The 13,917-nt window shown below is 63.8% G+C and carries 7 protein-coding genes; 4 read left to right on the top strand and 3 right to left on the bottom strand.

The features are described from left to right. The first annotated feature begins 70 nt into the window (after window positions 1-70). The 4 genes from VGO04_RS26880 to VGO04_RS26865 all read left to right on the top strand — a co-directional run bounded on the left by VGO04_RS26880 (window position 71) and on the right by VGO04_RS26865 (window position 10,240). Window positions 71-3,691, top strand: a complete 3,621-nt coding sequence (locus VGO04_RS26880; RefSeq protein WP_327499020.1) for a hydantoinase B/oxoprolinase family protein — start codon at window positions 71-73, stop codon at window positions 3,689-3,691. Between the two features lie 293 nt (window positions 3,692-3,984). Further along, window positions 3,985-5,886, top strand: coding sequence for a methyl-accepting chemotaxis protein (locus VGO04_RS26875; protein WP_327499019.1), 1,902 nt, complete (start codon window positions 3,985-3,987; stop codon window positions 5,884-5,886). Between the two features lie 358 nt (window positions 5,887-6,244). Next, window positions 6,245-7,204: a 3'-5' exonuclease gene (locus tag VGO04_RS26870; protein WP_327499018.1), complete on the top strand. Its 960-nt coding sequence runs from the start codon at window positions 6,245-6,247 to the stop codon at window positions 7,202-7,204. A gap of 708 nt (window positions 7,205-7,912) precedes the next feature. Then, a complete protein-coding gene (locus VGO04_RS26865) occupies window positions 7,913-10,240 on the top strand; it encodes a TonB-dependent receptor (protein WP_414650605.1) in 2,328 nt (775 codons plus the stop codon). A 74-nt stretch (window positions 10,241-10,314) separates the two neighbouring features. On the opposite strand, the gene VGO04_RS26860 is transcribed toward VGO04_RS26865, so the two are convergent. The 3 genes from VGO04_RS26860 to VGO04_RS26850 all read right to left on the bottom strand — a co-directional run bounded on the left by VGO04_RS26860 (window position 10,315) and on the right by VGO04_RS26850 (window position 13,897). Beyond that, the gene (locus VGO04_RS26860) at window positions 10,315-11,856 is read right to left on the bottom strand and encodes an aldehyde dehydrogenase family protein (protein ID WP_414650604.1); all 1,542 of its coding nucleotides are present in this window, start codon (window positions 11,854-11,856) and stop codon (window positions 10,315-10,317) included. A gap of 17 nt (window positions 11,857-11,873) precedes the next feature. Then, window positions 11,874-12,767 carry an NAD(P)-dependent oxidoreductase gene (locus VGO04_RS26855; protein ID WP_327499017.1) on the bottom strand — a complete coding sequence of 298 codons (894 nt, stop codon included), beginning with the start codon at window positions 12,765-12,767 and terminating at the stop codon, window positions 11,874-11,876. A 212-nt stretch (window positions 12,768-12,979) separates the two neighbouring features. Further along, entirely contained in the window at window positions 12,980-13,897 is a 918-nt protein-coding gene (locus tag VGO04_RS26850) for a LysR family transcriptional regulator (RefSeq protein ID WP_327499016.1), read from the bottom strand. Between the last annotated feature and the right edge of the window lie 20 nt (window positions 13,898-13,917).

The following is a 13,917-nucleotide window of genomic DNA, read 5'->3' as shown; positions in this document are numbered from 1 at the left end:
GTCAACGAACTGCTTTGATGAATTTCCGGGCTTGCACAATGAAGCGGCTCGCGAATGAGAGGGATGGACAATGAGCGCACGCGAAACCGGCAGCTGGGACTTCTGGATCGACCGTGGCGGCACCTTCACCGATGTCATCGGTCGCGATCCGCAAGGCAACCTGCATGCGCGCAAGGTGTTGTCCGAAAATCCGGAAGCCTATCGCGACGCCGCCGTCCAGGGCATTCGGCTGCATCTCGGTCTCGCAACCGGTGCCGCGATCCCGACCGGCCTCATCGGCGAAGTGCGCATGGGCACGACCGTCGCCACCAACGCGCTGCTCGAGCGCAAGGGCGAGCCCTTGGCGCTGGTGACGACCAAGGGCTTCCGCGATGCGCTGAAGATCGGCTACCAGGAGCGCAAGAAGATCTTCGCGACCGAAATCATCAAGCCGGAAGCGCTCTACCAGGACATCGTCGAACTCGACGAACGCGTGCTGGCCGACGGCACCGTCGAGCAGGCGCTTGACGAGGTAAAGGCCCGCGCCGCACTCGAAGACCTCAAGGGCAAGGGCTACAAGTCCGTCGCCATCGTCTTCATGCATGCCTACAAATATCCGGAGCACGAAGCGACTGTGGCGCGGCTTGCCCGCGAACTGGGCTTCGAGCAGGTCTCGGTCAGTCACGAAGTCTCGCCGCTGATCAAATATGTCGGCCGCGGCGACACCACCGTCATCGACGCCTATCTCTCGCCGGTGCTGCGCCGCTATGTGGCGCAGGTTTCAAGCGAACTCGACATTGCCCGCACCGGCGCGCGCGTGATGTTCATGATGTCTTCGGGCGGGCTGACTGCGGCTGATATGTTCCAGGGCAAGGACGCGATCCTGTCCGGTCCCGCCGGCGGCGTCGTCGGCCTTGCCAAGACTGGTGAAGCGGCCGGCTTCGACCGGGTCATCGGTTTCGACATGGGCGGCACCTCGACGGACGTCGCGCATTTCGACGGCGAATACGAACGCGCCTTTGAGACGGAAGTTGCCGGCGTGCGGGTGCGCGCGCCGATGATGCTGATCCACACGGTGGCTGCCGGCGGCGGCTCGATCCTGCATTTCGACGGCGAGCGCTTCCGCGTCGGCCCGGATTCGGCCGGCGCCAATCCGGGTCCCGCCTGCTATCGCAATGGCGGCCCGCTCGCGGTCACCGATGCCAATGTCATGCTCGGCAAGCTGCAGCCGGAGTTTTTCCCGGCTCTGTTTGGCCCGAACCAGGACGAACGGCTCGACGTCGAGACCGTGCGTGGCCGTTTTTCCGCCATGGCGGCCCAGATCGGCGACAGCCGCAGCCCTGAGGACGTGGCCGATGGTTTCATCCGCATCGCCGTTGCCAACATGGTCGAGGCGATCAAGAAGATTTCCGTGCAGCGCGGCTACGATGTGACCCGTTATGCGCTGAGCTGCTTCGGCGGCGCCGGCGGCCAGCACGCCTGCCTCGTTGCCGATCAGCTCGGCATGAAGAGCATTCTGGTGCATCCGATGTCCGGCCTGCTTTCGGCCTATGGCATGGGACTGGCCGACATTCGCGCCACGCGCCAGAAGGCGCTCGGCGTTCCGCTCGACGACAAGGCGCCGGCGGCACTCAGCGTGCTTGGAGCCGAGCTTGAGGTCGAATGCGTTGGCGAACTCGAAGCGCAGGGAATTGCCCGCGACGAGATCCGCACGCATCTGCGCGCCCATGTCCGCTATGCCGGCACCGACACGGTGCTCGCGGTTGACGCGACCTTCCCCGGCCATGACGACATCGCCCGCCTGCGCGCCGAGTTCGAAGAGCTGCACAAGCGTCGTTTCGGCTTCGTCGCTGAAAACAAGGCGTTGGTGATCGATGCCGTCGAAGTCGAGACCGTCGGCGGTGGCGCCGCCCAGATGGAGCGCGAAGGTGGAGCGGTCACGCAGGGCAGGCCCGACGTTTCGCGTCGCACGCGTTTCTATTCTCAAGGCCAGTTTCATGACGCCCCAGTCGTGCTGCGCGCCGAGATCGCGGCCGGCCAGCGGCTCGACGGTCCGGCGATCATCATCGAACCGAACCAGACCATCGTCGTCGAAGATGGCTGGCAGGCGGAACTGACGGCCAAGGACCATATCGTCCTTCACCGTGTGAAGGCGCTTAAGCAGCAGAGCGCGATCGGCACCCATGCGGATCCGGTCATGCTGGAGATCTTCAACAACCTCTTCATGTCGATCGCCGAGCAGATGGGCGTGACGCTGCAGAACACTGCCTATTCCGTGAACATCAAGGAGCGGCTCGATTTCTCCTGCGCCGTCTTCGACAACCGCGGCAATCTCGTTGCCAATGCGCCGCACATGCCGGTGCATCTCGGCTCGATGGACGCCTCGGTCGCGACGGCGATCCGCGAGAACCCGGTGATCAAGCCCGGCGACGTGTTCCTGATCAACGCGCCCTATAACGGCGGAACGCACCTGCCTGACTTGACCGTCTGCACGCCGGTCTTCGACGATGCCGGCCAGGAGATCCGCTTCTGGGTCGCAAGCCGCGGCCACCACGCCGATATCGGCGGCATCTCGCCGGGCTCGATGTCGCCGCTAGCGACCAACATCGAGGAGGAAGGCGTCTATATCGACAACTTCAAGCTCATCGACGCCGGCCGCTTCTGCGAAGCCGAACTCGAAGCGCTGCTGAACGGCGCCCGCTATCCGGTGCGCAACATCCTGCAGAACGTCAACGATCTGAAGGCTCAGGTTGCTGCCAACGAGAAAGGCGTCGCCGAACTCAAGAAGATGATCGCCCAGTTCGGCGAAGACGTCGTCGAGGCCTATATGGGCCACGTCCAGGACAATGCCGCCGAGAGCGTGCGCCGTGTGCTCGACCAGTTGCCCGATGGCGAGTTCTCCTATGAGATGGACCAGGGCTGCAGCATCGTCGTCAAGATCACCGTCGACCGCGACAAGCGCGAGGCGACCGTCGATTTCACCGGTACTTCGGAGCAGCGCAGCGACAACTTCAACGCCCCGGCACCGGTCACCCGCGCGGCGGTGCTCTATGTCTTCCGCGTGCTGGTCGAAGCGGAGATCCCGATGAATGCCGGCTGCCTCAGGCCGATCCACATCGTCATCCCCGAGGGTACGATGCTGACGCCGCGCTATCCGGCAGCGGTTGTTGCCGGCAATGTCGAGGTCAGCCAGGCGGTCACCAACTGCCTGTTCGGCGCGGTTCAGAGCCAGGCGGGCGCGCAGGGCACGATGAACAATCTGACCTTCGGCAACGACAATTATCAGTACTACGAGACCATCTGCTCCGGTGCGCCGGCCGGTCCCGGCTACAATGGTGCCGATGCGGTCCATACCCACATGACCAATTCGCGGCTGACCGATCCGGAAATCCTCGAAACCCGCTTCCCGGTGGTGCTCGAAGACTTCCACATTCGCGTCGGCTCTGGCGGCCGTGGCCAGTGGAATGCCGGCAACGGCACGAAGCGCACGATCCGCGCCCGCGAAACACTAGACTTCGCCATTCTCTCCGGCCATCGCCGGGTCGCGCCCTTCGGCATCAAGGGCGGCAGCCCGGGCGAGCTCGGCCGCAACCTGGTGCGCCGCAACGACGGCCGGACGGAGGAATTGCCGGGCTCCGCGCACACGGTTCTTGAGGCCGGCGAGGCCTTCACGGTGGTGACACCGACCGGCGGCGGCTACGGCCGGTCGTAGGACCAAGAGAGACCAATCTCCCAAGACTGCTGCGGTGGTCTGCGGGCGGGCGAGCGATCGTCCGCCCGTTTTTCGTTCCGGCACGTGCGCAACAGCTTTTGCTGCAAGTGCGAAAAGACGCGATCGCTTTTTTAACCCGAATTTAAATTCGAAATTACTAAGTACTTATTGGTCAGTGCGCGCCCGACCTCCTCCCTCAGCGGCGCTCGCAAACAGCCGGTCCTCCTCCCGCCGGTTTGGCTGACCATGTCCCCTCCCAACAGCGCGATCGCGACATCACAGGAGTCACGGCAGTGACGTTCAAGAACCTTTCGATTTTGACCAAGGTCGGCCTTGTGGTCGTGGTCATGGGTATTTCCTCCATTCTGATCGCGCTTGCCGGTGCGCGCGGTCTTTCCTCTCTTGGCGCCACGATCATCGACGTCGGTGCGCGCGAAGAGGCAGCCCGTGAAGCCATGGACCTTCGCGTCGATATCATCGCCATCAGTCGCATGACCTACCAGCTTGCCGCAGCTCCGGAGAAAGCCGCCGATTTCGGCGCTGAGACCGACAAGCGCGCCGGGGAAATGCTGGGACGTCTGACGAAGATCGAAGCGGTTGCCGACGATGCGGAAGACAAGCTGCTCAACGATATCCGCATCACGCTCAACAGCTACTTCGACGAGATCCGGGCGATGGTCGCGGTCGCCGCCGACAAGGGCACCGATGCTGGTGCGGTCAAGGCTGCGCTCGACAAGGCGCTCGATGCCCAGAAAACAGTGACGGCGACGGTCAAGATCTACAGCACCTATTCCGGCGATGCCCTGGCCGCAGCCCGCGCCGATGCGCTCAATTCGTCTTCCGTTGCAATGAGCATCCTCGCAGCCGCCGCGGCTGCCTGCGTGCTTTTCGGCGTCGGCGTCAGTCTCGTCGTTGCCCGCCGCGGCATCGTCGTTCCGGTGCGCGAACTGACCTCGACGATGAGCGAACTTGCCGATGGCAAGCTCGATGGCGACAGCACGGACGTATCGCGAAAGGACGAGATCGGCGAGATGGCCCGCGCCGTTGAAGTCTTCCGCAAGAACGGCATCGCCATGCGGGCGATGAAGGCGCAGGAAGCCGCATTGCATGCCCGAAGCAGCGACCTGCAGTCGAACATCAGCGTCGTGGTTGCCTCGGCCGTTGCCGGCGATTTTACCGGCCGCATCACGAAGGACTATGAGAACGACGACCTCAACCGCTTTGCGTCGAGCGTCAACGAACTCGTCTCGAGCGTCGATCAGACGGTCAACGAAGTTCGCCGCGTGATCGCAGCCCTTGCCGATGCCGACCTGACGCAGACCATGCGCGGGGAGTTCCATGGCGCGTTCGCCGAACTGCAGAAGAACGTCAACCAGACGATGGTGACGCTGCGCTCCACCATGCAGAACGTGCGCACGGCGGCCAGCACCATCAACGACAACTCCGCGGAACTGAGTTCGGCCGCCAACGATCTGTCGAAGCGCACCGAACAGCAGGCGGCAGCGCTCGAAGAAACCGCAGCAGCTCTCGACGAGATCACGTCGACCGTGCGCACCGCGTCCGAGCGGGCGAACGAGGCGCATGAGATGGTGCGTGCCACCAAGGAAAGTGCTGGCCGCTCCGGCGCGATCGTGCGCAGTGCCGTCGATGCGATGGGACGGATCGAAGGGTCCTCGAGCCGCATCAATCAGATCATCTCCGTCATCGACGAGATTGCCTTCCAGACCAACCTTCTGGCGCTGAACGCCGGCGTCGAAGCAGCACGCGCCGGTGAAGCGGGCCGTGGTTTCGCCGTCGTCGCACAGGAAGTGCGCGAGCTCGCACAGCGCTCGGCCAATGCCGCCAAGGAGATCAAGACCCTGATCCACAGCTCGGCATCGGAAGTCGAAAACGGCGTGGCGCTGGTGCGCTCCACCGGCGAGGCGCTGCTGGAGATCGAGACGCTGGTCAACAATGTCAGCGGCCACGTCAACACGATCGCGACGGCCGCCCGCGAACAGGCGACGGCGTTGCAGGAGATCAACACCTCGGTCAACCACATGGACCAGATGACCCAGCAGAACGCGGCGATGGTGGAAGAAACGACGGCCGCCAGCGGCACGCTCGCCGAGGAAAGCCGGCAGCTGCGCACCATGCTGGCGAAGTTCAAGCTGGAAGCTCAAGTCGGCCGCGAGAGTTGGAGCCGCGCGGCCTGACCGCGGGTCGCGCGTTAACGCGTTCAAATGAAGCCATATCTGCGGCGGCGCTGTCGTTCCTGTCCTGCATTTGCGGGGCAGAGCGCGCAGGCCGCCGCAGACTTTTCTGAGAGATGATCGCCTTCGCTCGCCTCGGGGATTCGGACGCCGCTGCGTCTTGCAAATACGCTCCCGTTCCGCCCGCCGACAGCGCCCGCGCCGCTTCGGGTCGGGCTTGGGTTCCACGATCGCGCCCGGTCGACCCTCGGGTTTGCACAAGCGGTGGTCCGATCATTCTTCGTGATCTTCTGGGAAGCATGCCTGTTAGCGGTTATTCTGGGAGACACGCGTGTGAGTCGCTAATTTACGGGACAACCGAATGACGCAGCAGTTCGACCTCTTTGTTTCGAACGAGGCAACTTCCAAAAAGGCCGGCGGCGGATCAGCGGTCAAGCGAGCATCGCTGACCGAGGAAGATATGGTTCGTCACCTTCAGGCGACGGGTCGTTACCGCCTGCTGCAGCGGCTTGTGCCGCGCGCCGTGGTGCCCGTTGCGCGCACCGGCTTTCCGCTGCGGGGCATCATCCTCGATACCGAGACCACCGGGCTCAATCATCGCAAGGACGAGATCATCGAGATCGGCCTGATCGCCTTTACCTTCGATGAGAGCGGGACGCTTGGAGACGTGACGGGCGTTTATGGCGGTTTGCGGCAACCGTCCAATCCGATCCCTGCGGAGATCACGCGCCTGACGGGCATTACCGATGCGATGGTCGCGGGAAAAACGATCGATCTCGCCGAGATCAAGACGCTCATGGACGGAGCGGACCTTGTGATCGCGCACAATGCCGGCTTCGATCGTCCCTTCTGTGAGGCCTTTTCGCCCGTCTTCGAAAAGAAGGCGTGGGCCTGCTCCGTTTCGGAGATCGACTGGTCTTCTCGTGGCTTCGAAGGTACGAAACTTGGGTATCTGATCGGGCAGGCCGGCTATTTCCACGATGGCCACCGGGCGGTCGACGATTGCTTCGCTCTGCTCGAAGTCCTTGCGAAGGATGGCGGCTCCGATAACACGCCCTTTGCCGAGCTTTATCAGGAAAGCCAGCGATCGCGCGTCCGCGTTTTCGCGGAGAACAGCCCGTTCGATATGAAGGATCATCTGAAAGCGCGCGGTTATCGCTGGTCGGACGGAACCGACGGTCGTCCGAAGTCCTGGTGGATCGAGGTCGCCGAGCTCGCGCTTGAGGATGAGCTCCGCTATCTGCGTTCGGAGATCTATCGCTGGAGTGAGGCCGACCCACCGATCAGACGGCTGACCGCATTCGATCGCTTCCGGGCCTGACAGCAGGGCTTGCCGCGCGGGGCCGAGAGGCTCGACCTCGCATGGGTACTGCCGATGTGGATCAAATCATCCCGTTTTCCGTGGGCTTCGCATAAGAAGGCCCGCCAATCGGAGCGCCGGCGTGGGGCTGGTTGTGCTGGGTACCGGCTTATGCCGGCCAAGCCTCGCCTCATCGTGCCGATGCGGGCCAAGCGCGGCCGCGAAGCCTGATTTGCCCATCTTCCCGCCGCTCGTCGATCGTATCCGGTTTACCGTTAACCGCTGAATTCGCGCACAAATTGGGTGGACGCCAAGCCGAATCCGACTATAGGTGCGCAGACTTGAATTGATTACTCAAGTTTTATGATATTGTTATAATTGCCGTTTTAGGGTCGATGATTGCGATGCCAACCAGTTTAGCGATTGTTTTCTCGCGCAGGGCGCTCCGGTACGACCGGCAGCTTTGGCAACGGTTGGTGCGCCAAGCCGAGGCTCATCTTGCAGCGTTTCTTGGGCAGACGGTCCCACCGCTTTGCCGAAGCGAGTTGCTGCGCACAAGGCCCGTCTGTCGGTCGAAATAACCGCAAGCGAACGCGAAGTCCGGAAGCCGCCTTGCGCCGTTGCGCAGAGCGCAGCGTCGGCACGTCGCTGTCGCCGACGCGGTCCAGGCCGGCTGGCAATCATGACGGGCACACAGTTTCACATTTACCGGAATACAGGGGTTAGAGAATGGCGAGGGGTAGGTTCAACTTGGTTTTGCGTCAGCAGGGTTGCGCGGCTCTTGCGGGCGTGTCGCTGCTTGCGATGTCCGCAGTTTCAGCACTCGGCCAGGAGGCGCAAAAGACCAAACGGGTCGAGGTGCAGCCTCAGGCCGAGCGGACGTCTCAGCCCGCCGGAACGACGAAACTGGACGCCATCGTGGCGGTCGGAAAGACCGGCGAGCAACCACCCGAAACGGGCACCATCGGCCAGCCGCCGGCTCCCTATGCGGGTGGTCAGATGGCGACCGGTGCGCGGCTCGGCGCGCTTGGCAACCGTTCCGTGAAGGAGACGCCGTTCAGCCTCACCGGCTATACCGACAAGCTGATCCGCGACCAGCAGGCGCGAACGATCTCCGACATCACGCTCAACGACCCGTCCGTGCGCTCGGATGCGCCCGCGTTCAGCGAGCGCGATTCCTTCTTCATCCGCGGCTTCTCGGTCACCAATCTCGACACCGCCTATGACGGCCTGTTCTACATCACCAATCCGCGGCGCAGCCCGCTTGAGGGCATCGAGCGGGTCGAGGTGCTGAAGGGGCCGAGCACGCTGGTCAACGGCGGCGTCGGTCGCGTCGGCGGCACCATCAATCTGGTGCCCAAGCGCGCCACCGACGAACCACTGACGCGGCTGACGACCACCTATCTCTCGGACTCTCAGCTGTGGACGCATCTCGACGTCGGCCGCCGCTTCGGACCGGAAGGCGAATGGGGCGTCCGCTTCAACGGGTCCTATCGCGGCGGCGACACGGCGCTTGATCACAACGAAAACGAGATCGGCGTGCTGTCGCTCGGGCTCGACTATCGCGGCGAGCGGGTGCGCGCGTCGCTCGATCTCAACCATTCCAAGCAGAATATCAACGCGCCGGCCTCGCTGTTCAATGCGGCAGCCCCGGGTATCAAGATTCCGGAAGCGCCCGATGGTCGGATCAACACGTCCAACCCGTTCGAATACCATGACAGCGAACACAACATGGTCGCTGGCCGCATCGAATTCGACGTTCTGGACAACACCACGATCTATGCCGCCGGCGGCATCAGCCGGTACCGCGAGGACTTCCTGAGCACGTCCTACATAATTCAGAACTCCAACGGCGATGCGCAGGCCGATTTTGGCTACAACCCGCAGGAGATCGAAGGGATGTCGGGCGAAGTCGGCCTTCGCTCGGAGTTCGACACCGGTTCGGTCGGTCATCAGCTCAATGTGTCCGTCAGCCGGGCGCAGAACAAGAACAACCGCGGCTACTTCAATCCGCGGGACTTCACGTTCAGGAGCTATACCACCAACATCTACAACCCGGTTTACGTGCCGAGCTCCTGGGGCGATGCGAGCGGACTTCCGCGCTCGAACGACCTGCACAAGTTTTCGGATCTGGTCGCAACCAGCGTTGCGATCTCGGACACGCTGTCCTTTGCCGAAGACCGATTCCAGTTGACGCTCGGCGGGCGCTATCAGGAAATGCGCGTGCAAGGCTTCAACACGCGTACTCGAATTGCAAGTGCGCCGGTCGGGTTGAGAAATTATAAGTACGATGAATCCCGGTTCAGCCCTGCGGTCGCTGCTCTCTTCAACGTCACCGACAGTTTCTCGGTCTATGCCAACTACGTGGAAGCCCTGACGGAGGGACCGTCGGCGCCGTCCGGCACCACCAACAGCGGTCAGATCTATCCCCCTGTTGTCAACAAGCAGAAGGAAATCGGCGTCAAATACGACCTCGGAGAGGTGATGTTGACCGCAGCGCTGTTTGAGATCCGGCAGCCAAACGGGTTTACGACCGTCGTGCCTAACCCCATTGCCGGTCGCCCTGACCTCCTCGAGTTCTCGGTCAATGGCCTCCAGGTCAACCGTGGTCTTGAACTCTCGGCTTATGGCGAGCCCGTCGATGGCGTTCGCCTGCTCGGCGGCGTCACGTTCATGGATGCAAAGCTTGACAAGGCATCGAACCGCACCGGCGATGTCACGTTCAATGGCAACCGCGTTCCCGGCGTCCCGAACGTGGCGTTCAGCCTCTACGGCGAATACGACACGCCCTGGGTCGAGGACCTGACGCTGACCGGCCGCCTCGTCTATTCCGGCAGCACCTACTACGACCAGGCGAACACGCAGAAGATTTCGGACTGGACTCGGGTCGATCTCGGTGCGCGCTATTCCTTCGAACGCGAAGGCGGCAAGCCGGTGGAAGTCCGGGCGACCGTGCAGAACGTATTCGACGAGAACTACTGGGCTTCATCCGCCCGCGGCTTCCTCGCTGCCGGCGCACCGCGCACGTTCATGGTCTCGACTGCATTCGAATTCTGAGCTTTCGGAACTTCCGTTACAAAAAGGAACGGCCGGCATTTCGCCGGCCGTTTCTCGTTTCAGACGGAGCCTGGTCAGGCTTCCGGCGAATAGCCGAAGACGACGGCCGGATTTTCCGCCGTTTCGACCCACACGCTTTTCGTCTGCGTGTAGGCCATCAGCGCATCACGACCGGAGGAGCGGCCATAGCCGGAGCGGCCAAAGCCGCCGAAGGGCGACATGACGCTGATCGTCTTGTAGCCGTTGATCCAGAAGGTGCCGGCGCGCACCCTGGACGCAACCCGGTGGGCGCGCCCGACGTCGCGGGTCCAGACCGCGCCGGCAAGGCCGTAGGGGTTGTCGTTGGCAAGCGCGATCGCCTCCTCCTCGTCGTCGAAGACGGTGACGCCGACGACCGGGCCGAAGACCTCTTCGCGGGCAATCGTCATGTCCGGCTTGACGTTGTCGAGGATTGTCGGTGCGAAGTAGAAGCCGCCGGACGATTGAAGCGCCGTTGGCTTGGCGCCGCCGGTTGCAAGCGTCGCACCTTCGGCAACGCCCTGGCGCACCATTTCCTCGATCTTTGACCATTGGCGGGCGTTGTTGATCGGCCCGATCTGCGTCGTATCGAGATAGGGGTCGCCGACCGGAATACGCTCGGCGGCTGCGGCGTAGCGCTCGACGAACTGCTGGTGCACCGAACGATGCACGAGCAGGCGCGAGCCGGCAACGCAGCTCTGGCCGGCGCCCGAGAAGATCGCCGACTGGGCGCCGACGATAGCGCGGCCGAGATCGGCATCGGCAAAGACGATATTGCCGGACTTGCCGCCGAGCTCGAGGATGCAGGGCACGGTGTTCCTTGCCGCCGCCGCCGCGATCGCCGAACCGGCGGGCGCCGAACCGACAAAGACGACGAGAGCGGTCTTCGGGTGAGCAACCATCGCTTGGCCTGCCGTCACGCCTTGGCCGGCGATGACGTTGACGAGGCCGCGCGGCGCGCCGCCGGCTTCGCAGAGCGCACCGAGCACCAGCGTGCTGAGCGGTGTCAGCTCCGACGGCTTGATGACGACGCCGTTGCCGGCGCAGATCGCCGGTGCAATCTGCCAGCCGCCGGTAAAGAGCGGCGCGTTCCAGGGCGTGATCTGCGCGACGACGCCGACCGGCTCGTTGCGAGTGTAGTTGAGGTGCGAGGTCGGAACCGGGATGACCTCGCCATGCAGCTTGTCGCACCAGCCGGCGTAATATTCGAACATCTCGGCGACGCGAACGGCTTCGCCACGGATGTCACGGATCGGCCGCCCTGCCGAGCGGCTTTCGAGTTCGGCGATCTCGCCGGCGCGCTCGCGGATTTTGCGGGCGATCTCGTTCATCACCCGGCCGCGGGCGGAGGCGGTCATCGAAATCCACTCGCGCTGGGCGCGTTCAGCCGCCTGCATCGCGGCGTCGACCACGTCTGTGCCGGCATCCCTTAAGGTAGCAAAGACTTCGCCGGTTGCCGGATCGGTCAGCTTCTGTTCGTCGCCGGAACCGGCCACCAGCGCACCGTCGACATAGCTGCCGATTTCTGTGCCAGGGATGATGCCGTGGAACAGCGCGCGGATACGCTCGGCCTTGGCGGGCATGGTCATGTCGTTCATCGTCGTTCCCCTGGTTCTCAGTTATCGTTGGCTTTGATGCTGGTAAGGCGGAAGGCGCCCATGCGGGTGAAGTCCTCGGCATTGTCGAGCGGGCTCTCGGCCCAGAGCTTGGCGACCGCGCTTGAGAGCGGCAGCTCGGCGCCGGTGCGGGCTGCAAGTTCGCTCGCCAGCCGCACGTCCTTGCGCATCAGGCCCATGGTGAAGCCGCTGTCGAAACGGTCGTTCATGACCCAGGTCGGAAAATGCACCTCGCTGATCATCGACTTGCCGGAGGCGGCGTTCAGGACTTTGAGCGCCTCTTCCGCGTCGAGCCCGGCGGCCAGCGCCAGCTTCAGGCCTTCGCCCGTCGTTACCATGTGGGCGGCGGCCAGCAGGTTGTTGACGAGCTTGGCGACGTTACCGGCGCCGCTTTCGCCGACATGCAGCACCTTCGCCGACATGGCGTCGAGAACCGGGCGGGCAAGCGTAACGTCCGCATCAGTGCCGCCGATCATCATCGTCAGCTTGCCAGCTGCCGCACCGGCCGGGCCGCCCGAGACGGGCGCATCGATAAAGCCGTGCCCCAGACCCGCGAGGGCGGCGGCGAGATCACGCGAAACGTCAGGCTCGGACGTCGACGTGTCGATGATCACGACGCGCCGGCCGGCTGCCTTCAACGCCTCGAGATTGGCCTCGACGACGGTTGCAACGTCCTTGGCGGTCGGCAGCGAGAAGACGATGAAATCCGTGTCGAAGAAGACGTCCGAGAGCGCGGCGACGGAGGAAACGCCGCCCAAGGCGGCAAGCCCGCGCCGCGCTTCCGAGAGGTCGAAGCCCTTGACCTCAAAGCCCGTGGCGGCGAGCGTCGTCGCCATGCCGAGCCCCATTGCGCCCATTCCCACCACGCCAACACGTGTTCGTTTCGCCGTCATGATCCGCTGCACCCTCATATGGTTCTGTTGATGGGCGAAGGTGACATGGGGCCTTCTGACCGGGTAGACGGCGCGCCCGGTACAGTGCGTTGCTGGTGTGGCAACGTCTGCGTCGTCGCCTGCGGGATGCTGCCGAGCGCGCGCGTCCGCCGACCGTTATGTCTGGAGGCAATTCGTTGAAGCCACGGAGAGGACGCGAGGAGACCGGCGGCTCAGCCCTTGAAGGACTGCATCTCGTTTGCCAGGTGCTGGCCGAGCTTTTCGACTGAGAGCGGCAGGCGGCGATGGGCCCGCACCATCAAATGGGCGGTCGCCTCGCTCAGCAGCGGATCGGCAAGGTCAATGGCCTTCATGACGCCGCCCGCGATTTCGACCGCGACAGCCGTGCGCGGCAGGAAGGTGACGCCAAGGCCGGCGGCGACGAAGCGGCGGAGCACCTCGATCGAATGGGTTTCGAGCAGCGGCGCCAGCGCCAGCCCGGCATCGGCCGCCACCCGCGCCACAAGCTGCGTCACGCCGTTGCCCTTGCCGAGCAGGGCGCAGGGCGTGGTCAGGCAATCCGCGAGCTTCAGCTCGCGGCGTTCCGACAGCGCATGGCCGGTCGGCACGATGACGCAGAGCGGCTGTCGGGCGATTGCCAGTGCACGGATGCGCGGGTCGGTGAAGGGGGTGTAGGCGATGCCGATATCGGCGTCGCTGTTGGCAATGGCGTCGACCACGTCTTCGGTGCTGCCGAGCTCGACGATGTAGCGGACGTAGGAATGCGCTTCCGAGAACGAGGACAGCCCGTTCTCCACCAGATCCGCCATGAAACCTTCGCCGCAACGAATGCGGATGCGGGTCTGCTGCACGCCGCGGATCTGGTCGAGTTGTTCGGCAAGCAGCCCGTTGTCCTCAAGCACCCGCTTGCCGTGTTCAAGCACCAGCTCGCCGGCATCGGTCAAGACCGTGCCGCGCGCCGTGCGTTCGAACAGGGAAAGGCCGATGTCACGCTCGGTATCGGCGATCTGGCGGCTGACGACCGATGGCGCCAGCCCCATATGCTCGGCCGCGCCCCGGATCGAGCCGATGCGCGCAACCGCCATAAAGATCCTGAGCGCTTTCGCGTCGAGTACGTCCATGGCGGTCATGGATGCGACGGAATCCCCTT

Origin of the sequence: Ensifer sp. (assembly GCF_035999185.1) — a bacterium.
Lineage (GTDB): Bacteria > Pseudomonadota > Alphaproteobacteria > Rhizobiales > Rhizobiaceae > Ensifer.
This window is presented reverse-complemented; position numbering and strand designations above follow the sequence as displayed.

What these genes read in the sequence shown, in the direction of transcription:
- VGO04_RS26880 (WP_327499020.1), top strand. Translation starts at nt 71, where the DNA reads ATGAGCGCACGCGAAACCGGCAGCTGGGACTTCTGGATCGACCGTGGC.
- VGO04_RS26870 (WP_327499018.1), top strand. Translation starts at nt 6,245, where the DNA reads ATGACGCAGCAGTTCGACCTCTTTGTTTCGAACGAGGCAACTTCCAAA.
- VGO04_RS26865 (WP_414650605.1), top strand. Translation starts at nt 7,913, where the DNA reads ATGGCGAGGGGTAGGTTCAACTTGGTTTTGCGTCAGCAGGGTTGCGCG.
- VGO04_RS26860 (WP_414650604.1), bottom strand. Translation starts at nt 11,856, where the DNA reads ATGAACGACATGACCATGCCCGCCAAGGCCGAGCGTATCCGCGCGCTG.
- VGO04_RS26855 (WP_327499017.1), bottom strand. Translation starts at nt 12,767, where the DNA reads ATGACGGCGAAACGAACACGTGTTGGCGTGGTGGGAATGGGCGCAATG.
- VGO04_RS26850 (WP_327499016.1), bottom strand. Translation starts at nt 13,897, where the DNA reads ATGACCGCCATGGACGTACTCGACGCGAAAGCGCTCAGGATCTTTATG.